21 protein-coding genes, 1 tRNA gene and 2 pseudogenes are annotated in these 26,412 nt (G+C 44.6%); 8 read left to right on the forward strand and 16 right to left on the reverse strand.

What is annotated here, in order from left to right; all coding sequences use genetic code 11:
• Nucleotides 1–362: 362 nt before the first annotated feature.
• The 7 genes from BHV72_RS07750 (at nt 363) to BHV72_RS07780 (ending at nt 8,327) form a co-directional block, all read left to right on the forward strand.
• A complete protein-coding gene (locus BHV72_RS07750; RefSeq protein WP_286855552.1) occupies nt 363–3,776 on the forward strand; it encodes a glycosyltransferase family 117 protein in 3,414 nt (1,137 codons plus the stop codon).
• A 106-nt stretch (nt 3,777–3,882) separates the two neighbouring features.
• Nucleotides 3,883–4,497 carry a polysaccharide deacetylase family protein gene (locus tag BHV72_RS07755; RefSeq protein WP_005676862.1) on the forward strand — a complete coding sequence of 205 codons (615 nt, stop codon included), beginning with the start codon at nt 3,883–3,885 and terminating at the stop codon, nt 4,495–4,497.
• 63 nt (nt 4,498–4,560) lie between these two features.
• The gene (gene queG / locus BHV72_RS07760) at nt 4,561–5,484 is read left to right on the forward strand and encodes a tRNA epoxyqueuosine(34) reductase QueG (protein WP_258909023.1); all 924 of its coding nucleotides are present in this window, start codon (nt 4,561–4,563) and stop codon (nt 5,482–5,484) included.
• Between the two features lie 485 nt (nt 5,485–5,969).
• Nucleotides 5,970–6,200 (forward strand): hypothetical protein, encoded by a 231-nt coding sequence (locus BHV72_RS07765; protein ID WP_081447298.1) that lies wholly within the window; start codon nt 5,970–5,972, stop codon nt 6,198–6,200.
• A gap of 99 nt (nt 6,201–6,299) precedes the next feature.
• The gene (locus tag BHV72_RS07770; protein WP_005676855.1) at nt 6,300–6,782 is read left to right on the forward strand and encodes a hypothetical protein; all 483 of its coding nucleotides are present in this window, start codon (nt 6,300–6,302) and stop codon (nt 6,780–6,782) included.
• A gap of 55 nt (nt 6,783–6,837) precedes the next feature.
• Nucleotides 6,838–7,497 (forward strand): porin family protein, encoded by a 660-nt coding sequence (locus BHV72_RS07775; RefSeq protein ID WP_022043197.1) that lies wholly within the window; start codon nt 6,838–6,840, stop codon nt 7,495–7,497.
• A gap of 104 nt (nt 7,498–7,601) precedes the next feature.
• A complete protein-coding gene (locus BHV72_RS07780) occupies nt 7,602–8,327 on the forward strand; it encodes a hypothetical protein (protein ID WP_055169820.1) in 726 nt (241 codons plus the stop codon).
• Between the two features lie 273 nt (nt 8,328–8,600).
• On the opposite strand, the gene BHV72_RS07785 is transcribed toward BHV72_RS07780, so the two are convergent.
• The 5 genes from BHV72_RS07785 to BHV72_RS07805 are packed head-to-tail and all read right to left on the reverse strand — an operon-like array spanning nt 8,601 to nt 16,481.
• Nucleotides 8,601–9,641 (reverse strand): BACON domain-containing protein, encoded by a 1,041-nt coding sequence (locus BHV72_RS07785; protein WP_229093527.1) that lies wholly within the window; start codon nt 9,639–9,641, stop codon nt 8,601–8,603.
• Between the two features lie 14 nt (nt 9,642–9,655).
• Nucleotides 9,656–10,930: a DUF4302 domain-containing protein gene (locus BHV72_RS07790; protein ID WP_022043199.1), complete on the reverse strand. Its 1,275-nt coding sequence runs from the start codon at nt 10,928–10,930 to the stop codon at nt 9,656–9,658.
• Between the two features lie 16 nt (nt 10,931–10,946).
• Nucleotides 10,947–11,816, reverse strand: a complete 870-nt coding sequence (locus BHV72_RS07795; RefSeq protein WP_032838487.1) for a zinc-binding metallopeptidase — start codon at nt 11,814–11,816, stop codon at nt 10,947–10,949.
• A 28-nt stretch (nt 11,817–11,844) separates the two neighbouring features.
• Nucleotides 11,845–13,347 carry a RagB/SusD family nutrient uptake outer membrane protein gene (locus BHV72_RS07800; protein ID WP_005676846.1) on the reverse strand — a complete coding sequence of 501 codons (1,503 nt, stop codon included), beginning with the start codon at nt 13,345–13,347 and terminating at the stop codon, nt 11,845–11,847.
• A gap of 14 nt (nt 13,348–13,361) precedes the next feature.
• Nucleotides 13,362–16,481, reverse strand: a complete 3,120-nt coding sequence (locus tag BHV72_RS07805; protein WP_286855553.1) for a SusC/RagA family TonB-linked outer membrane protein — start codon at nt 16,479–16,481, stop codon at nt 13,362–13,364.
• 680 nt (nt 16,482–17,161) lie between these two features.
• Between BHV72_RS07805 and BHV72_RS07810 the strand changes: the two genes are divergently transcribed.
• Entirely contained in the window at nt 17,162–17,407 is a 246-nt protein-coding gene (locus BHV72_RS07810; protein ID WP_005676844.1) for a carboxypeptidase-like regulatory domain-containing protein, read from the forward strand.
• Between the two features lie 135 nt (nt 17,408–17,542).
• Here the strand turns inward: BHV72_RS07810 and BHV72_RS07815 are convergent, their stop codons facing one another.
• The 11 genes and pseudogenes from BHV72_RS07815 to BHV72_RS07865 form a co-directional block, all read right to left on the reverse strand.
• Entirely contained in the window at nt 17,543–18,784 is a 1,242-nt protein-coding gene (locus BHV72_RS07815) for a BT3233 family polysaccharide utilization protein (protein ID WP_055169811.1), read from the reverse strand.
• 94 nt (nt 18,785–18,878) lie between these two features.
• Entirely contained in the window at nt 18,879–19,682 is an 804-nt protein-coding gene (locus BHV72_RS07820) for a gluconate 5-dehydrogenase (RefSeq protein WP_005676841.1), read from the reverse strand.
• Nucleotides 19,683–19,725: 43 nt separating this feature from the next.
• Nucleotides 19,726–20,531, reverse strand: a pseudogene (gene kduI, locus BHV72_RS07825) (5-dehydro-4-deoxy-D-glucuronate isomerase).
• A 719-nt stretch (nt 20,532–21,250) separates the two neighbouring features.
• Nucleotides 21,251–21,321 (reverse strand) — tRNA-Gln (locus BHV72_RS07830).
• 108 nt (nt 21,322–21,429) lie between these two features.
• Nucleotides 21,430–22,697 (reverse strand): annotated as a pseudogene (tyrS, locus tag BHV72_RS07835) (tyrosine--tRNA ligase).
• 86 nt (nt 22,698–22,783) lie between these two features.
• Entirely contained in the window at nt 22,784–23,437 is a 654-nt protein-coding gene (locus tag BHV72_RS07840; protein ID WP_055170193.1) for a TatD family hydrolase, read from the reverse strand.
• A gap of 17 nt (nt 23,438–23,454) precedes the next feature.
• Nucleotides 23,455–23,694: a membrane protein insertion efficiency factor YidD gene (gene yidD, locus BHV72_RS07845; protein WP_369894050.1), complete on the reverse strand. Its 240-nt coding sequence runs from the start codon at nt 23,692–23,694 to the stop codon at nt 23,455–23,457.
• 32 nt (nt 23,695–23,726) lie between these two features.
• A complete protein-coding gene (gene rnpA / locus BHV72_RS07850) occupies nt 23,727–24,116 on the reverse strand; it encodes a ribonuclease P protein component (RefSeq protein ID WP_032838430.1) in 390 nt (129 codons plus the stop codon).
• 5 nt (nt 24,117–24,121) lie between these two features.
• Entirely contained in the window at nt 24,122–24,820 is a 699-nt protein-coding gene (locus BHV72_RS07855; RefSeq protein ID WP_286855554.1) for a uroporphyrinogen-III synthase, read from the reverse strand.
• A gap of 4 nt (nt 24,821–24,824) precedes the next feature.
• Nucleotides 24,825–25,676, reverse strand: a complete 852-nt coding sequence (locus BHV72_RS07860; protein ID WP_182317089.1) for a DUF4271 domain-containing protein — start codon at nt 25,674–25,676, stop codon at nt 24,825–24,827.
• On the reverse strand, nt 25,673–26,260 hold the full coding sequence (locus BHV72_RS07865; protein WP_005682538.1) for an LOG family protein: 588 nt from the start codon (nt 26,258–26,260) through the stop codon (nt 25,673–25,675). The genes BHV72_RS07860 and BHV72_RS07865 overlap by 4 nt, the downstream gene beginning before the upstream one ends.
• Nucleotides 26,261–26,412 lie beyond the last annotated feature (152 nt).

A 26,412-nucleotide genomic window follows, 5' to 3' on the forward strand; every position in this document is an offset into this window, starting at 1 on the left:
TAGCTTGCCACGGCCGTGGTAGGTATTCGTCACGGGCGTGGAGAGATCCTTCCACAGCCATGGCAGGAAGTCTCCACGGCTGTGGCAATCCAATGATAGCGGTAGTGTAATGTAACTTTCCTTACTTGTTTTCTCATGTTTGCCGGCTCTTCTACTTATATAATGCGGCTTCACAACAGAGTTTTCATTACGGTTCTTCCTCACCCCTATCAGGGCTTTTCCCAACCGCCGCAGGGACATAAGATAGCGTAAATCATCTTCCCGTTACTTAATATTTCTTACTTTCTACCTCATTATCCTTACAAATCACTATCTTTGCGACCGCATAACCTGTTTTTAACGAATAAACTACGATAGTGCTAATGAAACAGTACAGAACCATAAACAACCTCATGGGTTGGCTTACATTCATCATTGCGGCAACGGTTTATTGCCTGACAATAGAACCGACTGCAAGTTTCTGGGATTGCCCCGAGTTTATAACTACCGGCTACAAACTGGAAGTCGGTCACCCGCCCGGCGCACCTTTCTTCATGCTAATGGCGAACCTGTTCACCCAGTTTGCCTCCGATGTGACCACCGTGGCAAAAATGGTGAATTATATGAGTGCCCTGATGAGCGGTGCCTGTATCCTGTTCCTTTTCTGGAGCATCACCCACCTGGTTCGCAAACTGATTATCACCGATGAAAACAATATTACCAAAGGCCAGCTTGTCACCATTATGGGTAGCGGACTGGTCGGTGCACTGGTTTATACATTCAGTGACACATTCTGGTTCTCGGCCGTAGAAGGCGAAGTATACGCTTTCTCCTCCCTGTTCACCGCCGTTGTTTTCTGGCTGATACTGAAGTGGGAAGACGTAGCCGACCAGCCTCACAGCGACCGTTGGATTATCCTCATCGCCTACCTGACCGGTTTGAGTATCGGCGTACACTTGCTCAACTTGCTTTGTTTGCCCGCTATCGTGCTGGTTTACTATTATAAGAAAACTCCGAATGCCACCGCAAAAGGTTCATTGCTTGCCCTTTTCGGTTCCATGGTGCTCGTGGCAGCCGTGCTCTACGGCATTGTGCCGGGTATCGTGAAAGTAGGCGGCTGGTTCGAACTGTTGTTTGTCAACGGATTGGGAATGCCGTTCAACACCGGGGTAGTGGTCTATATCATCCTGCTTGCAGCAGCGCTGATCTGGGGTGTTTACGAAAGTTACACGCAAAAGAGCAAGGCGCGCATGGCTGTCTCCTTTATCCTGACGATTGCCCTGCTCGGTATCCCGTTCTACGGACATGGAGCCAGCAGTATCCTCATCGGTATCCTCGTAATCGGCGTATTGGCTATCTATCTTGCCCCGCAGATGCAGGAAAAGATGAAAGAGAAATGGCGTATTTCGGCGCGCACGCTGAACACGACATTGCTGTGCACGATGATGATCGTTATCGGCTATTCGTCTTATGCACTGATCGTTATCCGCTCTACCGCCAACACGCCCATGGACCAGAACTCACCGGAAGATATCTTCACGCTGGGCGAATACCTCGGTCGTGAGCAGTATGGCACACGCCCGTTGTTCTACGGCCCTGCTTTCTCCTCCAAAGTGGCACTCGACGTAAAAGACGGTTATTGCATTCCCCGCCAGTCAGAAACAGGCAGCAAGTATGTCCGCAAGGAAAAGACTTCGCCGGACGAAAAAGACTCTTATATCGAACTCCCCGGACGTATCGAGTATGAATACGCACAGAATATGCTTTTCCCGCGTATGTACAGTTCCTCGCACGCCCCGCTCTACAAGCAATGGGTTGACATCAAGGGACATGACGTACCTTACGACCAATGCGGAGAAATGGTCATGGTGAATATGCCTACCCAATGGGAGAACATCAAGTTCTTCTTCTCCTACCAGTTGAACTTCATGTACTGGCGTTACTTCATGTGGAACTTCGCCGGACGCCAGAACGACATTCAGGGTAGCGGAGAAATAGAACACGGCAACTGGATTACCGGTATTCCGTTCATCGATAACCTGCTCGTAGGCAATCAGGAATTCCTGCCGCAGGACCTCAAGAATAACAAAGGACACAATGTATTCTACTGCCTGCCGTTGCTGCTCGGACTGATCGGGCTTTTCTGGCAAGCCTACCACAGTCAGCGTGGTATCCAGCAGTTCTGGGTAGTATTCTTCCTGTTCTTCATGACGGGTATCGCCATTGTGCTCTACCTCAACCAGACGCCTGCACAGCCTCGTGAACGAGATTATGCATACGCCGGTTCATTCTATGCCTTTGCCATCTGGGTAGGTATGGGTGTGGCAGGTGTTATCCGGCTATTGCGGGAGTACTGCAAGATGCAGGAACTTCCTGCCGCTGCTCTGGCTTCCGTTCTCTGCCTGTTTGTCCCCATTCAAATGGCAGGACAGACGTGGGACGACCACGACCGTAGCGGCCGCTTCGTAGCCCGCGACTTCGGCCAGAACTATCTGATGACCCTGCAGGAATCAGGAAACCCGATTATCTACACCAACGGTGATAACGATACCTTCCCTCTGTGGTACAACCAGGAAACGGAAGGCTTCCGTACCGATGCCCGCACTTGTAACCTGAGTTACTTGCAGACCGACTGGTACATCGACCAGATGAAGCGTCCGGCATACGATTCGCCCTCTCTCCCTATCACATGGGACCGCGTCCAATACGTGGAAGGACAGAACGAGTATATCTCTATCCGCCCGGAAATGAAGAAGCTCATCGACAACTACTTCAAGCAGGCCGAAGAACTGGCAGCACAAGGAGACACCACCGTATTGTCTCTCGTCCACTCTATCTTCGGAGAGAACCCGTATGAACTGAAGGAGATTATCAACCGCTGGATGCTCGGCAAGAACGACCAACTGAAGGAACTGCTCAAGAAAAGCGGACAGGGAATCGAACTTCCTCTGATCCCGACGGACAGTATCGTGATGAAAGTGGATGCGGAAGCCGTGCGCCGTTCCGGCATGAAGATACCGGAAGCCTTGGGTGACTCTATCCCCGAATATATGACTATCTCGCTGAAAGACGCCAACGGCAACCCGAAACGCGCGCTTTACAAGAGCGAACTGATGATGCTCGAAATGCTGGCCAACGCCAACTGGGAACGCCCGATCTATATGGCAATCACCGTAGGCAGCGAAAACCACCTCGGCATGGATAACCACTTCGTTCAGGAAGGTCTTGCCTACCGCTTCACTCCGTTCGAGACGGACAAACTGAACAGCAAAATCGACAGTGAAAAGATGTACGACAACCTGATGAACAAGTTCAAGTTCGGCGGTATCGACAAGCCGGGAATCTACATCGACGAGAACGTGATGCGTATGTGCTACACACACCGCCGCATCTTCACGCAACTGGTGGGACAACTCATCAAGGAAGGCAAAAAAGACAAGGCGCTTGCCGCCCTCGACTATGCCGAGAAGATGATTCCATCGTCCAACGTACCGTACGACTGGGCCAACGGGGCTTTCCAAATGGCAGAAGCCTACTATCAGTTGGGACAGACAGAGAAAGCGAACAAGATTATCGACGAACTTGCCAACAAGTCGCTCGAATACATGGTCTGGTACCTGAGTCTGACCGACTACCAACTCTCCATTGCCAGCGAAAACTTCATGTACAATGCAGGATTGCTTGACGCGGAAGTACGCCTAATGGAGAAATACAAATCAGAAGAACTTGCAAAACACTACTCCGAACAGCTCGACCAACTATACAACGAGTATGTGACGAGAATGAAAGGGAAATAAATTAAGCAATAAGTAACAAGTATTAAGCGATATCATCCATGCGGTTTACAACGCAGCCCATTGCTTATTACTTGTTACTTATTATTTCAAAAAAGTACAAACTCTCATGTTTATAGAACAACCACCGTGGTTTTTCCGGGCGTTGTATCCGCAAGCCATTTTCCGAATGGACCCGAACGAACGGGCCGTCTACCTGACTTTTGATGACGGACCTATCCCCGAAGTTACTCCCTGGGTACTGGAACTGCTGGAAAAACACAATATTAAAGCTACCTTCTTCATGGTAGGCGACAATATAAAGAAACACCCGGACGAATACCGGATGGTGGTAGAACACGGTCACCGCATCGGCAACCACACTTTCAACCACATCCGTGGATTCGAATACTCCAACCCCGACTATCTGGCAAATGCCCAAAAAGTAGATGAAATCATACATTCCGACCTGTTCCGCCCGCCACACGGCCACATGGGTTTCCGACAATACTATACCCTCCGCTATCATTACCGGATCATCATGTGGGACCTCGTGACCCGCGATTACAGTAAGCGGATGCGCCCGGAACAGGTACTCAACAACGTGAAACGTTACGCACGCAACGGCTCTATCATCACCTTCCACGACTCCCTGAAATCATGGAACAACGGGAACCTGCAATATGCCCTCCCCCGCTCTATCGAGTTTCTGAAAGCGGAAGGATATGAGTTTAAAGTGTTATAACGTTACGCGAGCTATACAGAATACGTCATATCAGCTAAAACATACGTTATATCAGCTATAAAAATGGAAGCACTCCTCCCCACTGAAATAATCAAAGCCGAAGCCCTGCGCCTCGGCTTTTCAGCCTGTGGAGCAGCGCCTGCCGAAGCTGTCAGTGAAAAGGTTGCTGATACTTTCCGCCAATGGCTTGCAGACGGTTGCCAGGGGGAAATGGCTTATATGCAGAATTATGAGGACAAGCGCCTCGACCCGCGGCTCTTAGTAGAAGGGGCACGCACCGTTATGAGTGTTGCCCTGAACTATTATCCCGAAACGAAGCTGCCGGAGAATGAATACCAGATAGCGTGGTATGCCTACGGCAAAGATTATCACGATGTCATGAAGGCAAAGCTCAAGACGTTGCTTGAGTTTATCCAAAACAACTATTCTGCCGGCGGACGCGCCTTCTGCGACACCGCCCCCGTACTCGAACGCTATTGGGCATGGCGTGCCGGACTCGGCTGGATAGGGAAAAACACCCAGCTTATCATTCCGCAAGCGGGTTCTTGCTTCTTTTTGGGAGAATTAATTATTGACTTGCCTGCCGACCGCTATGACAGTCCGCAGGAAAACCGTTGCGGTTCATGTACCCGTTGCCTCAACGCTTGTCCTACAAAAGCGCTAGAAGCGCCTTTCAGGCTCAATTCCGCCAAATGTCTCTCTTACCTGACCATTGAATACCGTGGAGAACTTCCGCCCGATACGGGGCAAAAAATGGGCAAAATGATCTACGGCTGCGACGAATGTCAACGTGCCTGTCCATGGAACCGCTTCGCGACTCCTTCACGGACAATAGAATTCTCCCCTTCCGCCTCCCTGCTGACCATGCGGAAGGAAGACTGGCACCGCCTCTCGGAAGAACAATACAGGACACTGTTCAAGGGCAGCGCAGTGAAAAGGGCCAAGTATCAGGGACTCATGCGAAACATCCGGTCCGCGAAAAAGTAAGTGACCGAAGTTCTGAAAACACGCCGCACGGTCTGAATAAGCAAAATTTAGCAACCATATTGTTCTCCCGCCTCATTATTTTTCATAAATTTGCAGCGGACTCTTCCGCAGAAAGCCTTCGGGTGGTTAGTGGGGAGAGCTGTTTATATAGAGAAGACGTTTACAAGCGTTTGTCTTTCGTGTTTCAAAACTTCGCAGTTTTTTTCATATCACCAGAAAGATGAATAGCAACAAAGACGTCCTCCTGATGTGTATTTATATACATCCGTGCCTCTCTTTGCCGAAACAAAGGGAGGTTACGGGTGTTGTACATATCGGCGTGGGCTTTCTGCGTTGTTCGTTCTTGATGATATGGCATTGCGAAGGCCTTGAAACACGGAACGGACGAAGGTGAGATTCCCACGCCTCTTTTATATATTCTCGCCGGTATTACAATAATCCGTTCCTCCAACGGGAATCCGGGGGACGCACACTTGCAGAATGACATGATTCATGCGGGACAACTTATCGAACGCACGCTTCACGAACAAGGACGTACTGTTACCTGGTTCGCCAGTCAGCTATGCTGCACACGTCCCAACGTCTACAAGATTTTCCGGAAAGAGAATATCGACATCCACCTGCTCTGGCGCATCTCCTGCATCCTCAACCACGACTTCTTCCACGATTTATCCGACAGCATCAGTACGGGCAGCTCCTCCGGTGTATCCAAATAGGATACAATTCCGTATCCTCCTTGGAACTATGTTTTCTCCTGCTGGTATAGTCCTTTCGCATACCTTTGCAAGCATATTAACATATAATCACAAAGGGATATGAAAACGAAAAAACTGATTTTAGTTATTTTCCTCACCTTTATCGGTGCAATCGGAGCGTACGCACAGAAAACAAATGTAAGAATGCAGGAAACACAGGCACGTCTGCTGGATGTCACCTCAAACGCTTATGTAAAGCCGCTAACCGTGGAGTTGCAGATAGACAAATCGAAAGGACGCATCAAAGACGAATGGACGCTCACCAGAGAACAAGCCGAACAGGAGATGAATGGCGACCTGGTCAACATCCGCAGCTATGCAATCTATATGTCTTCGCAAAAACATAATGCAGACGTGATAGTGGCAGCCACATTCAACGTCAAAACCAATGACGACGGGAACGGATATAAAGTGACCGTCATCGGCTATCCGGCCACCTTTATCAACTGGAAGACGGCAGAAGCCTCGGACTACGAATGGATCCGCATGGAAAAAACTCTCACAACAGCCGACAAAGACAAGATAGCCGCCGTCATCAAATAACAACCGTTATCAAATAAACAGACAACAAGTATTAATAATCAAATAGAATTTCAACATGAAAAAACTATTATCATTGGCAGCCGCATTCTTACTGTGTGCAGGCGTGCAAGCACAGATTGTATCATCCAGAAGTGTCAGCATCAAATCCGCTCAGAAACAGCCTTCTGAAACACAATGGTTCCTGCGTGGCGGATTGAATGTCATGAAAATGACCGGAGACGGAGCGGAAGACACCGGCAGCAAACTCGGTTACAACTTTGTTTACGGTTTCCAGAAGCCATTAGGGAGTGTAGGTACGTACTGGGGAATGGAGTTCGGACTCGGTTCCCGCGGCTGGAAGGTCGAAGAAAACGAAAGCGACTACGAATACAGCCTAAGCTTAATGGCCCACAACGTACAGGTTTCTCCGTTTACTTTCGGATATAAATACAACATTACGGATGCTCTGGCAGTCGACGCACATCTCGGCGCTTACGTAAGTTGCGACTATGTAGGTAAGATTAAAGAAAAAGAATCCTATCAGGGAGACAGTGAAGAAACAAGCGTCAACATGGGCGACTGGGAAGACTGGAAGCGGGTGGATGCAGGCATGAATATCGGTGTCGGTATATGGTACGACCGTTTCAACCTGGATTTCACTTATCAGCGCGGTTTTATCAAAACATGGGAGTGTAACACCAGCAATGTCCTGATTCGTCTGGGTGTAGCTTTCTAAGTGAAGTACAATCAAACCTCAATTACACATATATCCAGCGTTCACGTCTTTCTCTCTCAACAGGGAGAAGGGGTGAATGCTGTTTTTCTTAAAAACAACGGAGTATGATGACCAAACAACGATTCCTTGCAATTATCTATCTACTGATAGGGATAATACTGCCCGCCATAGCGCAGACGTTTACGGAACAGAAGAAAACTTATCCTGTCAGTGCCGACGGCAGCAAATACGTAGTCAGCGGGTTTACTTCTTTCAGCCCGGCAAGCGATGAGCATATCTACGCCAACGCGCTATTGTGGACGGTGGAGAACGTCTGTCCGAAGCTACGTGAAGGAATAACGGAAGCCAACGTACCGGCCAAAAGTTTCAGTTGCGACCTGGTACTCGCCTCGCAAGCAGATTCAAAGCAGAACAACACCTATTATTGCAAAGCCATTTTCCGGGTAGCGGAAGGCAAGCTGGTCTACTATCTCTCTGATGTCCTGATAGAATCGTCGGTACTTGTAATGAAGAAAGTCACCGCCATGGAGAAACTGCAACCGGAGAAGAAAGCGTCGCACAAGGAGATAATGGATGATTTCGTACAGGTGGAATCGCAAATGCTCAACCGGATGTTCGACTTCATCGCCACACATCAACTTTCACCGATCACCCATTGGAACGAGATCAGTATCGGTAAACCGGTGAAAGGTATGACCGAGGATGAATGCCGCCTGGCTTTCGGCAAACCGCAAACGGTTCTGGAATCAAACGGAGAAGTGCAGTGGATGTACTCCAGCTCCTTTTATGTTTTCTTCAAGAACGGACGTGTGGAAACAATTATCAAATAAGTTTAGAAACATATAGATAATCTATAAGAAAAAGAAGCATCAATTGAATATTCACTACGTACGCCTATATACAAAAAAGAATAGCTGCTTTATCACAAGACAGCTATTCTACATAATTAATGTAAGCTAAATCATCTTTCAAAGAATTTATGATCCGACTTACTCTAAACTCGCTTGCTTACATATATTCAAAACATGTTATTTATTCTAGTATCTTTCATGTCGCTGTATCTTTAGTATTAAGTCATTCTACATTCCAGCATATAACTTGTTTCATTGGTGTTCCATTACAATATCAACCGCATACCCGTAACTTTTTCCGGCAAACTGGCCTCCATTTTCCCATTTCTTATCAAAAATGCCATACATAAATCCGTCTACTTTATGATCTTTCCATGTTCCATCATCTTTAAACTCAAAGAATGGTAATCCTGCTTTTGTAAACTGCAAATCAGCAACATACGTGATATTTCCTCCCCAAGTTAATACATTAGCCGCTTTATCATACGCACAGAGATAAATGTAATTAGGAGAGATAAATCCCAAATACTGATTATCAAAGTTGATAACCAGCCGTCCGTCAGTCAATACAGCTTTAAAAGGTACACCATTATTGAGCGGAACATCTTTTGCTATCAAATCATACACTCCCTTCTCATCTGTTGCCGTAAAGGTACAACTACCCGTATAACGTTTTCCGTCATTACGGGTATGCATCATAGTATATGTACCGGACAATCCTCGCTGAACACAAGTCGCCGACCATTCATTTTTCCCACTCTGAACGGTCAACGTCCCTTCCCGATAATCCGTACCGTCCAACATAGGAGAAACCACCACATGAAGCTGATCGCCTTTCAATTCATAAGTCAGCCATTCGGCAGTAGATTGAATACTATATTCGCGCCGGGTATGCAAAGTGAAAACAGCTTCACCCCCTTGCATAAGAAAATCCTTTGTACCTTCTACATCACAAATAAAAGTATCGCCCAACTGGGTCACGGGAACTTGCAATATATCTTCCCCGGATTGTATGACCACCATTGTGGTACGACTGGATATAGAAAGATTAGCCTCAACAACCAAACTGACTTCCTGATCGGACACACTGGCTACCTTACACCAAGCGACATCCGAGGTGGCACTTACCTGTTTACCGCCTGACAGTTCAATAGTTCCTGTGCCACCATTCGCAGAAAACTTAACATCCGACCTTATCGCCTTTAATGCTACATCCGCCGTATCCTTATCATCACTACAACCAATAGCCGACAAGCATAGCACACAAAGTAATATAGAATATATTTTTCTCATAGTCATTCCTTTTTTTATTCATGTTTAACAAGAGTGATAAATGCAAAACGAGATTCGGCATAAGCCTTATATTCACCCGCCTTGCTCCACAGAATCATACCGCGAGTTACAAAATCAGCTTTCCTTCCGTCGTCTACAAACTCATATTCGTTGTCAGAACCTTCTTTCAGTTTGCCGTACATACCATTCACAAAATCAGTTCCTCCATACGTCAGGCTTCCGGGATTCACCATCCAAATGCTCAAATAAGCTTCACTACCGTCCGTCAACTTCTGATTCAGGAGCTCCATACGCCGTTCTGCCTTATTATAAATCATTGTCAGATCAATCGGCAACATACCTTTAATTGTATAACTTTTCATATCCTCTTTCTTCACTAACTCGATTTCCAGAGACAATACAGGAGTATTCTCACCACGTCGGTAATTCATCGTATACTTACCCAAATATTGCGCGTAAATGATATATTCCGGATCATAATCCACTTTCAACACAACATCCGGAGCATTTTCAGCTACCAGTGTTTCATTTGCAGCCGACCAAGTAAAGCGGTGCAGCTCTTTGCCACCAACTTCCACCGGAAGATAAAACTGTATTCCTGTCGCCGTCGGCATGAAAGAAGTAGACGTTTTCTGTCCGTCATATACCACATTAAATGTATGGGAATCCGTATAAAGCAGAGCCAGTTCTTTCCCATTCATCATGCCACTGAACCCCAATACCCCTTCCAAACGGTTCATTTCTTCATCCACTCGGATAGCAGCAGCCAGATAAGGTGTAGCATCTTCCGCCAGACGGGTCATACGAATTATATTTTTCGTTTTCTTCCCTCGAAGGACAATCTCATTCTCAGTATGCGAGCGCAAAAGAAATTCATAATCACCCTCATACCCTTTGCCCGTTCCTGCTCCTCCGGATATATCCGAATCAGAGAAATAATGGAACAAGCTATTATAAGTGTCAAAGTTAAGGGTCGGTCCGATATCCTTCTTAATAGAAAAAAGGCTCTCTTCCGTTTCCTCCGGTTTCCCAAAAGCGTCAGTAGAAATAGTCACTTTATCCCCTCCTTTAAACTTCATAATGTAGTTGAAACCACCATATATCTGCGAAGAATGCGGATAATACTCCATTAACCACCCGTGCTCGGAACTTACCAGCAAATCATGATATTCTTGAACGGCTTCTTCTACCCGCTGGGCAACAGGTTTATCGTATACATCATCTACATCCTGCACACACGAAAAGCAGACAGTGGCAAATGCCAGTAAAGTATAAATCAGTTTTTTCATATTCTCAGCGTTTGTTTTAATAAATATGATCCAAATCCAGTTCACTAATCTCATTAGTACGACGTGCAATCACTTTGCGAAGCAGATCAAGGTCCACTTGCCAGGAATCTTTCATATACTTCTTCACCATTGCCAGCTTTTGGTCAATGATCGGTTTACCTTTTTCTCCAGCCAGAGTCATAACATTTTCCCACTGTGCTTCCGGATAAGTCAGGAAACAGGCTGTCACTTCAGCAATATCCTCACTCGGTTTACTACCGGCATACGGTGTGACAAATCCCAAAGGAGCGACCTCTGCCAATTTACGGTTCTGCCAACCGGTAGGTGTATAATTACCTGCACTAATCTTATCATAATCTACCGGATAATTTTTTTTCTGATGCAGAATGTGGGCAAACTCATGATGCATCACCTTGAAGTAATATTCATTCATGCGGTCGACATTCGTCAAATCCAGCCAGTTACCCATATACAAAGTCACTTTCAGTCCGCCTTCGGCAGTTCCCAGTGTATACGTCCCCTTATCCCACGAAGCAGAACCTATAAGATGAATAACTTTCGGAGCACAAGCACGTGTAAAATCAAGACCTCCCACTTCATCATAGGCCTCCAGCCAGCAATGTTTCACTATCTTCGCCAATTTCACACTCAACCAAAAGTCCGTAGGTACAAGATTGTGCGTATAATCGGATTCAATATGTTCCATTCTGTATTTAAAGTCGATGTTATAGGGATTGACGTAGTTTTCGAGTAACCAGCGGTCAAACTCACTCTTTTCTTTCTCTGATGCATCAAAAATACTCTGGTCTTCCAAGTCATCGTCCTGGCAGGCGAAGAAGTTGCTGCTCACCAGAATACAAAGCAAATATATATACCAATTTTTCATAATCAATTCTTTATTATCTAACATTAAACTATCTTGGATTAGGCTGCATACCAGCCTCTACGACAGACGCCGGAATTTGAACAGCTTTACGGAGGTCGTGGGCTTTCAGCACAATAGGAGATTCGTTCTCTATATTATGGGAAATCTCAATACCGAAACGCTTAATATCCTGCCACCTTTCCCCTTCGTGCACCGTCTCAATACGACGGGCATGAATGACTGCTTTCAGCAAATTTGTCTGTAATCCTGCTTCCAGAGCAAACTTGGGATCAAGTGGTTTACCGTTAGTCGTAGGATCTACTGTCTCATAAAAAAGATTCAGTTCATCTTTGTCGGGTACTTTAGTAGCCGCCTTAATACGATACCAATACTGTAAATCGTTCACTGCCTTATCATATTGCTTAGAGAGCACATAAGCCTCAGCACGATTCAACAATGTCTTATCAGTGGTAAAAGCAAACGCAACCTGACGTCCATAATAACTACCTGTAATGGCATTGGCAATCTCTTTAAACTGGTCCATTTTAGGAACAAAAATAGACTGGTCACCATATCCCAAGACTGTTTCATATACTTTCAAACTACCATAAGGCCCCTTCGACCAGATAGTCTGTTTCTCACAAATCTCACGGCTATGACCGTAGCGATAAGCCGATTTATAGTTACTCCCCCACCATGACATCGTTTGCTGTAACATCAGATTAGCCGGTTCGTCGCTACTAATGTATGCCAGCGTATATTCCATAGAACTGGGAAATTGAGCATATCCTCCCATATTTCTCAACACAGATGACGGGTCCTCACCAATAGCCTCCGTAGCATAACGAATCGCCTTGTCGAACTTATTATAAAACAAATTGAATTGTGCGGCAAAAGCATAGGCTGCATTCTGATTGAAGTGATATAAGGGAATATCATAGGCCTCGGAACTAATCAGCGGTAATCCTTCTTCAATATCTTTATCAATCATGGCATACGTCTCTGCCAATGTACCACGCTCATATTGTACACCGACATTTGTTTCGGGAGCAGTGATATAGGGTATTCCCAGATTAGTATCTGCATCATCCCCATAAGCCATACAGAATATTTTGGCTAAAGCAAAATGCCCATAGGCACGACACATCAGCGCTTCCCCCTTATAAGGCTGCGCCTCCTCCGGATCTCCCAGTTCTTCAATCGCCTGCAATGCCTGGTTAGCAGCAGCAATCGCACTATAACATCCATTCCATAAATACCTTGGCGTATCTTGATTAATATCGGTCATTTCTTCCCAATAGTAACCCTGCATCAGTATATTGGAAGGAAAACCATATTTTTCTCCATTGTCCATACGGTTGTCCGACATAAATTCTTCCATTTGTATGGATGAAGCTGTAGAATAGGCAGACATCAGCAAATCTTTCACTTTTCTCACAGAGTTCAATTCCGTACGCTGATCGGGCATGGTATCCAGATAACTTTCACATGAAGTAATCATGCACGTCAATGCGAGTGCCAGCAATAATATTATTTTATTTCTTGTTTTCATACGCTTTCAACTATTTAAAATCCAACTTTCAATGTCAAAGTAAACTGCTTGGGCACAGGTGCCGACACACCACCGGAACGGAAGAATTCGGGGTCCTGCCCATTCAATTTCGAGTCTGCATAAAGCAGGGCAAGGTTCGTACCCTGTATTTTCAATCCGACACTACTGATAGGGGTAGACTTCAGCCATTCTTTCGGAAAATCATAAGAAAGAGAAACCTCTTTCAAGCGGACGAAAGCACCACTGGCAATGCGTGCAGTAGAATAGTTATACGAGTTGTAGGCAATACTCAGGTTCGCATATTGATTGCGTTCAAAAGAACTGGCCATTACAGGGATGTCCGTCACCTTTTCATCACCCGGCAACACCCAACGGTTCTTGAAATCTTTCGGAGTGGCATCCAAGTCACTATACGACGAACGGAACATCGGGTCCAAGCGGACTTTGTTACCACCGGAGTAAGTGACAAATACATTTAAGCGGAAATTCTTATAGGTAAAGATATTACCAATACTTCCTGTTATAGTCGGATCGGTAGGACCTTCATATTTAAGGAAATCCACATCTGTCGATTGTTGCAGGTTCAGACTGCCATAGTTTGCTTTCGTTACGGTTTTTCCGTTAAAACTGAATATCGGAAAGCCATCCGAATCCAATCCTTCGAACGGAATAGAAAACAAACCGCGCACCGGATAACCTTCACGGGCAAACCCAACGCCGGAGATCAAGTCGAATACACGCGAACGTGACTTGAAATCGGTTACTTCCGTCTTATTATATCCGAATATGAAATCGGTAGACCATTGGAAGTTACGGCTTTCGATATTGCGGGTAGAGAGAGTAAATTCAAAGCCATGGGACTTCATAGAAGCTACGTTTGCCATACGTTCTACCGATCCACCGACACCTTGAGTTGTAATTGCACCGATCAAATCATAATTATCACGTTTGTACCACGCAGCTTCAAGATTGATACGGTTGTCAAGAAATCCCATATCCAAACCGATATTCATCTCATGCTTCTTTTCGTAGGTCAAATCACTGTTTTCAAGATCTACAATCTGTAATCCCGATTCAGAAACACCTGCCGACGGACGCCAAGGGGTATAGCTGTTAATAATAATCTTGGAGTTTGACACATTACTCGGACCTACATCAGCCGTCAAACTATACGAGGCTTTCAATGTAAAATGAGATAAAGCAGGTTCTAGTTTCTTGAAAAACTCCTCTTCATGCATATTCCATGCACCGGCAATATTCCAAGTAGGCAACCAGCGGGCAGAGCGTGACTTTCCCAAACGGTTGGAGCCTTCATAACGACCTGTGCCTGTAATGATATACCGTCCCTTATATGAGTAAGTGGCAGTTCCGAAGAAAGCTACGTTACGTTTCTTGGTATTAGTAAGGTCATAATAGTTTGTATTACCCTCGCGCAGTTTCTTGAAAGCAAGGTAATCAAAGAAAGGAATTTCACCGTTTTCATACTGCATCCCCCAGCCGTCAAAGCTATTTGCCGTACGATTTTGAGCATTCGATTCCATACCTGCATAAACGTTGACAATATGCGTATCATTAAACACATCATTATATGAAGCAGCAGCACGGAAGTCATAGCTCAGCATCTTATATTGCGCTGTATTATAAAAACCTCCCTTAGGCAAGATAGACACCGGAAGTGCATAAGGATCATCCGGACCTTTATACAGCCATGAGTTACGGTTGATAATCGTGCCATCTCCCATAGCCCGGTATGCCAATGCCTGGTTTGAGTTTTCGCGTATTTTGTGCTCTTGTGATGTGGCGGAATACTTCAAGGCGCCTAAAGCGCTCAGTTCCAGTTTGCGGAAAAGTTTCCATTTCAATTCCGCCTGAAACTTCAAATCGATAACGTCCAAAGAGATATTGTTGGCATTCAGTTCGTTGAAAATATTAAAATCAGAATAGTTACGCATATAATACTCGTTCGGATCAAGGGTTCTGGAAGTGTTCAGAGCATAACTATAAGGATTGATATCAAATCCACGGCTCACTGTGCCGGAAGCTGCATCAGAACTCTGTCCCAATGTTCCCGGAGCTTTCTGCTGACGATAAGAAGCATTGGCAATCACGTTGAGCGACAAGTCTTTGACTATCTTATAACTATTATTCAAATTAGCCGTGTATCGTTGCACCTTATTTTGCAACATCCAGCCGGGATCGACCATGGCACTTACTGAGACATAAGAAGTGGATTTCTCCGTACCGGTAGCATAACTGACGGAGTGATTCATCATAATGGCATTACTGAAAAGCAAGTCGAACCAATCGGTATTTCTATATTCGGCTTCGCGCAGATAAGCATTCTGAGCTTCAGGAGTTTGAGCAAGACCATACATTCCGTTGGTTTTGTCATACCAGTTATTCAACTGATACATTTTCCCATACACACCACTATTGGAAGCACGATACACGCTGGCAAAGTTCAAATCACCTTTATCACGCATTTCTTTATAAATTCCCATTTGGTCTTGAGAATTCATCAGGTTAAAGTTACGGTAAGACGGCTTCATCCGCATAGTAAACTCACCCGTGTAACTCAACCTACTTGTACCCGCCTTACCCTGCTTAGTAGTAACAACAATCACACCCGACATTGCACGCGCTCCGTAAATAGAAGTTGCCGAACCGTCTTTCAATATTTGAAAACTCTCAATGTCATCTGCATTCAACCCCGCAATAGCCGAACTAATCAAAGTAACCGCATCTCCCGAAGATAATTGATCGGCACTGACTTCTACGACATCGTCCATAATAACGCCATCTACTACCCACAATGGTTTGGAATTACCATAAATTGACGTGGCACCACGAACCCTGATTTTAGGAGCTGTACCAAAGGTACCGGATACGTTTTGAACAGATACGCCGGCAGACCGGCCTTCCAGTCCACGGCTAATATCAGGCAGACCATCCAGCTTTACACTTGCCGCTGTCAAACGATCGGCCGCACCAGTAAAAAGACGCTTGTCTACTTTTGTCATACCTGTAACCACGACTTCGTCCAGTACTTCGGCATCCGGCTGCATAACGATTTTCATCGTCCCCGGTTTAATGGATACTTCTTGCGCTTTCATCCCGATGTAGCTGATTTTCAAAGTTCTAGCAGAACTTAATATTGTAACATCTGTATTTTACAATTTCGGGAATAATTGTCAATAAAATCACTTAAAACATAACTGTCAAAATGTTATTTTGCTTCCTTCTGTTTGCAAATATTTTGGTATAAGTACAGGATACAGAATAAAAATGCAAGGAATTAAAAATACTTCTCCATATCGAACGCTTACGAGAATATATATGTTACTCATAATTGTAATCATATTGCATAATAACAGCAATATGTCTATTTTATTATCATTAAGTAATACGCCACCTTTAACTGGTTATTTTTATATTTGAGGAAAGGTATTTCAGAAATTATGTAGATGTTTTTCATCACGATTTACTCTCATCACAAATTGTCCGGTCTTAAATTCCCTAAAATAATAAGTGCAAATTTTCGATATAATTAAACTTGTTCTTTTAGAAGATATTCCGGTTTTATGGGTACTTAGAATAATCATATACCTTATTAATAATAACAAAATGTTAATAAGCACATAATATACGTGGATTCATGAGAATTGAATTCGCTAGAGTTCTTTCAAATTAACTTGCAAACAAATTGATATATTTTTCATTGTTTTGTTTTGTTTTTAATAAAATGTGCTTATTTTTGCAAAAAGCATACAAGCAAATAGACAACTATTATATTAACCAAATATCTAGTGAGCGTATGAAAAAAAGATTTGTGTTGTTATTGGCCTGCTTATTAGCAGGAATCGGTCTGGCGATTGCCCAAACACCTAAAACAATCACAGGGGTTGTCATTTCAGAAGAAGACAATCAGCCTGTTGTAGGGGCATCCGTACTAGTAAAGGGCACAGCTATCGGAACTACTACCAATGTAGACGGAAAGTTCACGATCAGCAATGTACCAAGTTCTGCTAGAACTAAATCAATCGGTTATCCCCTTTCATAACAAATATACACTAAACGTTCCTCTCCGGATTCCTTCTTACGCGGCAGATTATTTCTACTAAAAAAAACAATGGGAATTCCCATATAGTTACAGGAATCCCCACTTTTCAGCTATTTTCAGTTCTTAAACTTGCTACTAATATGCTACCGTCAGCGGAGCACGTAATTTCTGAGCATATTCGGCCACGTATTTATTCCAAACATCCACAGTTTTGATAGCCCCCTTATTCCAGGCAGAACCCCAGTAATAAGTATATTCAGAACCCGGTTCGTATTCGCTGATAGCCAACACATGACCGTCGGCTCCGCCACGCTCCTTCTTTTCCTTTTCAGAAAGAAGCACCACTTTAGCCTCCTTCACCTGTGCAGGGAAAGCAGCACCGATGAATATCTTGCCGTTTCCTCCCTTGCGGTCGGTGGTAGGATCTACATAAGTAATATAGCCATTCGCCGCATCGGCTGCAACAACGCCGTCCGGCTCACGGAGAACGATTCCGGTGGTTACAGGCATTGCCTCTTTCAGGTTTGTATAAGAGATTACGGCTTTATTGAGGTACGAACCCGCATCCAGAGTAATCACACGCGTCTCTATCACATTAGAATCACCGCGGACTACCAACGGATTAAATTCCAGTTTCACCGTGAAACGCAACGGACCATTATCAAGGATTTCCTGCGTGCGATAACAGTATGGATAGATGATCGTGTCGCCCTGCATCAAAGCAGCCGTACCGCAACCCAGCGTAGGACCTACGGCATAACAGTCCATTCCATAACCGTGATCGATATGATAGGAAATGGCTCTTTGCAGTTCAGAAGCCGCTTTAGGATCTGTTTTTCTCAGTTCAGCTATCTTGGCACGCTTTTCCTTATTGAGTTCTTCAGCGTACATACCTTCAAGAACTGGCTGTGTGGTATTGTACTTCGTAAAAAGGTCATAGCCAAAGCCACGTTCACCTCTTGCCTGCAATGCAGGACCATAAGCACGGTAACCGCCCAGGTCATTCTCCCACGCAACGTCGTCCAGACGTTCGGAATAATATTTGCCGCAGGCAATTACGTTGAAAGGTTCCGGAGTGCCCGGTTGGATAGTATAAGTGGCTGTACCATTCGCTTTCACCGTAACCGGGAAAACAACCTTCTCATCATACGTCACCTGATACGGAACTTGCTGTCCGTCTATGTCAAGCACCACAATTTGCGCTGTATCGGCCAGCTTCAACTTGGCAACGACATCGCTCATCGGCACTTCAATCATCTCTCCCGCACGCTCTAAACCCAGCGGATTGGTCACGGTCACTGTCATAACCTGCTTGCTTTCGACGCAGGAAGCAAAGCCGATAAAAGCAACGGCAAACAGAATAAATATCTTTTTCATGATTGATTCTTATTAAATAAAAAATAAGGTGACAGATGAAAAGAGTATGCTCTTTTGCCATTCTATCACCTTACCGGATATAATTTATCTTACATTATTTCGGTTGTTTTCCGATGTAAGCAAGGATACCACCGTCTACGTAAAGAACATGTCCGTTGACAGCGTTAGAAGCTTCTGATGCAAGGAATACAGCAGGACCGGTCAATTCTTCCGGATCCAGCCAACGGCCGGCCGGTGTCTTGGCGCAGATGAATGAATCGAACGGGTGGCGGCTTCCATCTGCCTGCGGCTCACGAAGAGGAGCAGTTTGCGGAGTAGCGATGTAACCCGGGCCGATGCCATTACACTGGATGTTGTATTCGCCATATTCAGAGCAGATATTGCGAGTCAGCATCTTCAGACCACCCTTAGCGGCAGCATAAGCAGAAACAGTTTCACGACCCAGCTCAGACATCATAGAACAGATGTTGATAATCTTACCGGCACGCTTTTCCATCATAGCAGGCAAAACAGCCTTGGAAACGATAAACGGAGCATTCAAGTCGATGTCGATTACTTTACGGAAATCAGCAGCTTCCATTTCGTGCATAGGAACACGGCGGATAATACCTGCGTTATTTACAAGGATGTCAATTGTACCTACTTCTTTTGCGATAGTAGCAACCATAGCCTGAACAGCCGGTTCGTCTGTTACGTCGCATACATAACCATGAGCCTTAATTCCCTTTGCAGCGTATGCAGCCATACCTTTGTCTACCAACTCCTGATTGATGTCGTTAAAACAAACAGTAGCACCTTGTTCTGCAAAAGCAGATGCGATAGCAAAACCGATACCGTAAGAAGCACCTGTAACGAGAGCTACTTTACCTTTCAAAGAAAAATTCAAATACTGATTCATAATTTTTTTGTTGTTAAATTAAGGAAACTATTGTAGTTGTTTATTATTTCAAGTCTGTAATCAATGAGAAGTCCTGATCGCCGTAATCAAGGTTCTCTCCGCCCATACCCCAGATGAAAGTATAATTGTGGGTAGCCGCAGCCGAATGGATAGACCATTCGGGAGAGAGCACCGCCTGATCGCCTTTCATCCAGATGTGGCGTGTCTCGCCTACTTCACCCATGAAATGACAGATAGCGTGTTCTTCGGGAATTTCGAAATAGAAATAAGCCTCCATACGACGGCTGTGCACGTGGGCCGGCATCGTGTTCCATACGCTGCCCGGAGCAAGCTCGGTCATACCCATTTGGAGCTGGCAGGTAGGCAATACCTGGTTCACCAACATCTTATTGATATTACGATGGTTGGAGCCTTCCAAAGAGCCCATTTCAGCCACTACCGCATCGGCTTTCGTCACTTTGCGGTCGGGATAGTTGCGATGTGCAGTCAGTGAATTGAAATAGAATTTAGCGGGATGACCGAACCCAGATAAAGAGCCTCTTTATAATCAAGTTCGAATACAGCGTCGCCTGCCTTCACGATACCGGGGCCGCCTACGTTGTAAATACCCATTTCACGACGGGTCAGGAAGAACGGAGCTTTCAGCGGATCGATTGCTTCAAGCGTCAGTACCTCCCCTACCGGAAACGCACCGCCTACCACCATACGGTCGTACATGGAATATACCATATTCACTTCATTGGGGACAAATATCTTTTCGATTAAGAAATCTCTGCGGATTCTTGTAGTATCATAGTTTTTTGCATCTTCGGGATGCGCAGCATAGCGAATTTCATAGTTCGTTTTCATACCTTATTTATTTATAGTTATTGAATAAGCTCTCTTTCTCAAATGTACATCGTTTACGTACACGATGCAAAAATAGTAAAAGAAAACGGGTTAACATTACAATTTTGTTCCAATTATCCATCAAAAATGTCCAGATTTGACGCAATGTACATCTTTTTAACGAACTATAATACGATTTGAGGTAGTTTTTTACCTAACGGGAAAAACAGAGTTACTCCTACTCTCATAAAAACATCCTCTTTTAACAATAAATACTCCCGGCTATTGACTTTCGCCTTTTTATTTTGTATCTTTGAGAAACAGTAAAAAAAGAAATAGCACATGAAACGTACAGAAATAAAGACATAATCAGTCCACCACAGCATATATTTCCATATATGCACAAACTTCTAATGGGAGAAAGTCAGTCATGATTTTCTCCCATTTTGTTTAAATACTTCGATTCTTATCGCCAAAGAAGCCGAAAAACGTTTTTAATAAACTTGGATACCGTTTATAATAAACTCTCCAATTAGTTATTAAAAACGCTCTCTCCATTTATTATAATGTTGTAAAGATATTATTGCAGCAGAAAGTCACCTTATCCATAGACAAACAGGACAATAGCAGATAATAGTTAATATTCTATACAAGAAATAGCAGTACACCAAACAGATAACAGCAGAGTCGACCTGCATAAAAGAAAAACCCCGAAAGATTACTCTTTCGGGGCTTCTCTGTTGGACTACCAAGATTCGAACTTGGACAAACAGAACCAAAACCTGTTGTGCTACCATTACACCATAGTCCAAACTTATGTGCTTTCTGTTAAAAAGCGGTGCAAAGATAGAGGTTTGCAAGCAAACCTCCAAATATTTCGTTCACTTTTTTACTTTGCCACCTCACAAATCGCGTATTATTACTTCGCAATCAGCAAATAATAGTTCTTTTTACCACGCTGAACAAGCAGATATTTCTCGTCGAGCAGGTCAGCAGCTGTAATTACCTGGTCAAATGCCGCTAATTTCTCTTTATTCAGCGAAACGCCTCCGCCTTGAACCAACTTACGCATTTCTCCTTTTGAAGCAAATACAGCCGCATTATCAACGAATAGATCAACCGCCTTCACACCTCCCGTCAACGCGTCACGAGAAATCTCGAATTGAGGCACACCTTCGAATACAGCCAGCAAAGTATCTTCGTCCAACTTGCGCAAAGTTTCGGAAGTAGCATTGCCGAACAGGATATTCGATGCATCTACCGCTGCATTATAATCATCTTCAGAGTGAACCATTACAGTCACTTCCTTAGCCAGACGTTTCTGAAGAATACGCAAATGCGGAGCAGCCTGATGTTCTGCAATTAATGCCTCGATTTCTTCTTTTTCGATCGAAGTGAAGATCTTGATATAACGTTCGGCGTCGGAGTCACTTACGTTCAGCCAGAACTGGTAGAATTTGTAGGGAGAAGTATAACGGGGATCCAGCCAGATATTTCCGGATTCGGTTTTACCGAACTTACCACCGTCGGCTTTTGTAATCAACGGACAAGTCAGCGCAAACACCTCACCTCCGTTGGTACGGCGAATCAATTCCGCACCGGTAGTAATATTTCCCCATTGATCGGAACCGCCCATTTGGAGCTTACAACCTTTTGTCTCATACAAATGAAGAAAATCGTAGCCTTGAAGCAGCTGATAAGTGAACTCGGTAAATGAAAGTCCGTCACGTGCTTCGCCATTCAGACGACGCTTTACTGAGTCTTTAGCCATCATATAGTTCACAGTGATGTGTTTACCTACTTCGCGAACAAAATCCAGGAAGGTAAAGTCTTTCATCCAATCATAGTTGTTCACCAACTCAGCACGATTAGGTACATCCGACTCGAAGTCGAGGAACTTGGCCAGTTGATTCTTAATGCATGCCTGATTGTGACGCAGTGTTTCTTCATCCAGCAGGTTACGTTCTGCCGATTTGCCTGAAGGGTCACCAATCATGCCCGTAGCGCCACCGATCAAAGCTAACGGCTTGTGACCGCAGCGTTGGAAATGACGAAGAATCATCACTCCACAAAGGTGACCAATGTGTAGCGAATCGGCAGTCGGGTCGATACCCAAATAGGCAGTCACCTTCCCGGCATGATGTCCTGCAACATGCCACGCCATCTCAATTCTTCTACAAAATTCATCGTATTACTCTTTTATTATTAGTTTTTTATTGTATTTCAATCCCGTGAGGGGCAAAAGTACGACTCTTTCTCGGAAGATACAACTCTTACGCCCTAAAAAAGATGTCTTGAATATTTTTACGGACAATAGCCTGCAACGTTTCTACCTCCACACCACGTACTTTCGCCGCATCACGCAACACATCTTCAATATCTACCGGACTGTCATCCGTTTCCAAAAACAAGCGGCTATCAGGCACTACATTCATCGCCTCACTGGAGTAATGCATTCCGAAAGAAAGATAGAATCCTTTCTGTAACAATTGTTTTGCCTGCTCAGGCTTTCCACGGAATCCATGCCATATCCACGGCTGTTTCGGTGCACGTTCCTTTCTCAAGGCAAGCAGTTCGCCCATAGCCTTCACACAGTGAATAATCAACGGCAATTCATACTTTTCCGACAATTCCACCTGTTCTTTAAACACAGCTACTTGAAGCTGCATCGGAGCAGCAGCCAGCTTATCCAGTCCGGCCTCACCCACAGCCACCAACTGTTTTTCTGCAAGTTGCTCCCGAAGACATTCCAATCGACGCTCCGTATCAAACTCCGTCAAATCCCAAGGGTGAATACCGGCAGAATAGAAATATCCTTCGCACAAAGCATTTGTCGCCAACTTACGGTTAATAATCGCCTTCCCGGCAGAAACCGGTTCTGCTTTATGGGTATGAATATCCAGAATATTATTTGTATTCCTTTCCATTTTCCACATTTTGGAGTTTAAGGTACAGGATCATAGCCGGAACCACCCCAAGGGTGACACCGTAAGATACGCCTCACAGCCAGATAAAAACCCTTAATAGGACCATGTTTCTTTATCGCTTCGACCGCGTATGCCGAGCAAGTCGGCGTGAACCGGCAGGAGGGAGGAGTAAGTGGGGATATGCAAATCCGATAAAAATAGATAGGAAGCAGGAGCAGGAATGAGAACACCCTCCTCAAAAATCCTTTGACGGACATCCGGATGCCAGACATCCGGGAGCTATGGGCTTTCATAAGGATAGTTTTTCGGAGATACGCGAAAGCGCTATTTTCATTTTTTCTTCCAGCTCGGCAGTAGCAGTAAGCTCGTCCGACAGATAGATAAAGGCAATAGCCAAACGCTTTTCCCGGCGTTGCAACTCGTCTACCAACAGATATTTATTCTTCCGGTAGGCTTCGCGTATCTGCCGTTTCACCCGGTTGCGCTTCACCGCCCTCTTGAAGCGGCGTTTCGATACACTGATCAATATGGAAGCCGGAGCCTCGCCTTGTTCGACAGGCATATATACAACGCGTATCGGAAAGATGGAAAACGACTTCGAAACACCGCCTTCAAACATCTTTCCGATCAGAATTTTACTATTCAGCCTTTCGGCTTTGCACAAAGTATATATACCCACTCTGTTTATTTATTGTTTTCCTTGATAAACATGTCAAGTGCGGCAGTCATAGACGGAGCTTGCACCGTAGGGGCTTCGAGATCCAGACGGAGTCCTGCATCGCGTACAGCCTGTGCGGTAGTAGAACCGAACGTACCGATCTTGATTTCTTTCTGGTCAAAATCAGGGAAGTTCTTCTTCAAAGAAGTTACTCCGGCAGGGCTGAAGAACACCAACATGTCATAATCGAATTCTTCGTCGGGTGTAAAGTCATTGCTTACCGTGCGATACATCACAGCTTCGGTATGCTGTATGCCGTTCTTGTCAAGCAGTGTTTTTACGTCGTCATTATGTACGTCCGACATTGGGACAAGGTATTTCTCTGTTTTATGCTTTACGATAGAAGGCACGAGGTCCTCAATCTTTCCCGTTGCACCAAAGAAGATTTTACGCTTACGGTACTGCACATATTTTTGAATATACAATGCAACTGCTTCCGTCACACAGAAATACTTCATAGTTTCCGGAATTGCAACACGCAATTCAGTACACAAATTAAAGAAATGGTCGATAGCATGACGAGAAGTGAATATAACGGCAGTGTGGTCGAGAATCGAAATTTTCTGTTGCCGAAATTCTTTCGCCGAAAGACTTTCAACCTTGATAAACGGAGATTTCTCTGACGCAGGCTTAGGCTGCGACACTAGTACTTTTTTAATTTTCAACGTCCTAAAATTTTATTAGCAATATATTGTTAATTTGAATCATACCTTGATAGAGTAGCAGACAAGGTAGTATTTCAAGAGCGCAAAAGTACAAAATTAATAGGAAAAGTGCGCCAAATTGATGAAAAAAAAGCTTTATCCACTTATAAAACATCAATATTTTAGCAAAAATTAGAATTATGGTTCCAATTATGAGCAAATTGGTGAGACTCAGGTCGAAATAAACTAAAAAGAGTACGAACGGAAAAAGGGCAAATCCTGCATAATATATGAGCGTAGAATAAGATTCCAGCCATATATTTGTCCTGTTTTTATCAAAGAATGTCCAACCTATAAACATATAAAGCAACCATTTCAGTAAGAAGTAAGCAAGACAGGAGCCCACATAAATCCCCAAAAGCAGAAGAGGGGATACGGAGTTCATCAAAGCAGGGGATGTATCATGAAAATAGTTGAAGAAAGTAATCCCCGACAATACGCACGTCTGCACTACAAGCACAAGAAGATAACGCATGTCAGCCGCTGTAGAACTATCAAAAATACTTGTCCGTTCACGATGCAGCACAAAGTCTTTTACTTGCTGGGAAAGAAATTTCTTTCCGCGTGCCAAAGCTATGGAAGAAAGGAAGAAACAAGCCAGCAAGGTTAGCGCTATGGCATCATCTGTACGGGGAGAATAGGGGATAGGAGTTCCCTCGAAGCCGGAAATGACTTCCTGCGCAGAATGGATCTGTGCCAATTGCAAGCTATCACTATCCGCCTTTATTGTCGATTGCGGTGAACCACCGAGCTGCCCTTGTTGGAAAAGCGACAGAGTATCCGTAGTGCGCTGGAAGCTGAGAGTGTCAATCGTCATATAGCTGCAAATTTACGAATGGAGATATCCCATACAGGCGTTGAATAAAGCAGTTCCACAGCTTCCTCCGGCGTTTGCGCCACTTTCCATATATCACCGTGCTGGCGGCGCATAAAGTTTTCGTCGATTGCTTTTTCAAGCATTTCGAGTAACGGATCAAAGAACCCGTTTACATTCAGAATCACAATCGGATTGAGATAGAGTCCCAGTTGTTTCCAGGTGATAATTTCAAGCAATTCTTCCAACGTTCCGCAGCCACCCGGCAAAGCTATCACCGCATCACTCAAATCTGCCATTTTCTGTTTGCGTTCGTGCATGGATTCCACTTCAACCAGCTCCGTCAAGCCTGTATGGTGCCAGTTCTGCTCTACCATAAAATGAGGAATAACACCAGTCACCTCACCACCATTCGCCAACACCGCATCGGCCACAGAACGCATCAGGCCAATACTGCCGGCACCATTAATCAAACGGATATGATGATCGGCAAGCAGTCGCCCGAGAGTCTCGGCTGCGGTAAAGTAAACAGGATCTATTTTAGTGCTGGAAGCGCTATATACGCATACGGAATTTATCTGGTTCATCAGTTTCTCCATGATTTTATTATATCATGGGCACAAAATTACGAAAAAATTTGGTATTTGTCCACTACCTCCGGAAGCAATCTTGGGCTTCTTACTCGGAAGCCCAAGAGCCTTTCTCACAGAGAATACATCTATTATCAGGTATTTCACCT

The organism is Bacteroides sp. 43_46 (assembly GCF_001915455.1).
GTDB lineage: Bacteria > Bacteroidota > Bacteroidia > Bacteroidales > Bacteroidaceae > Bacteroides > Bacteroides caccae.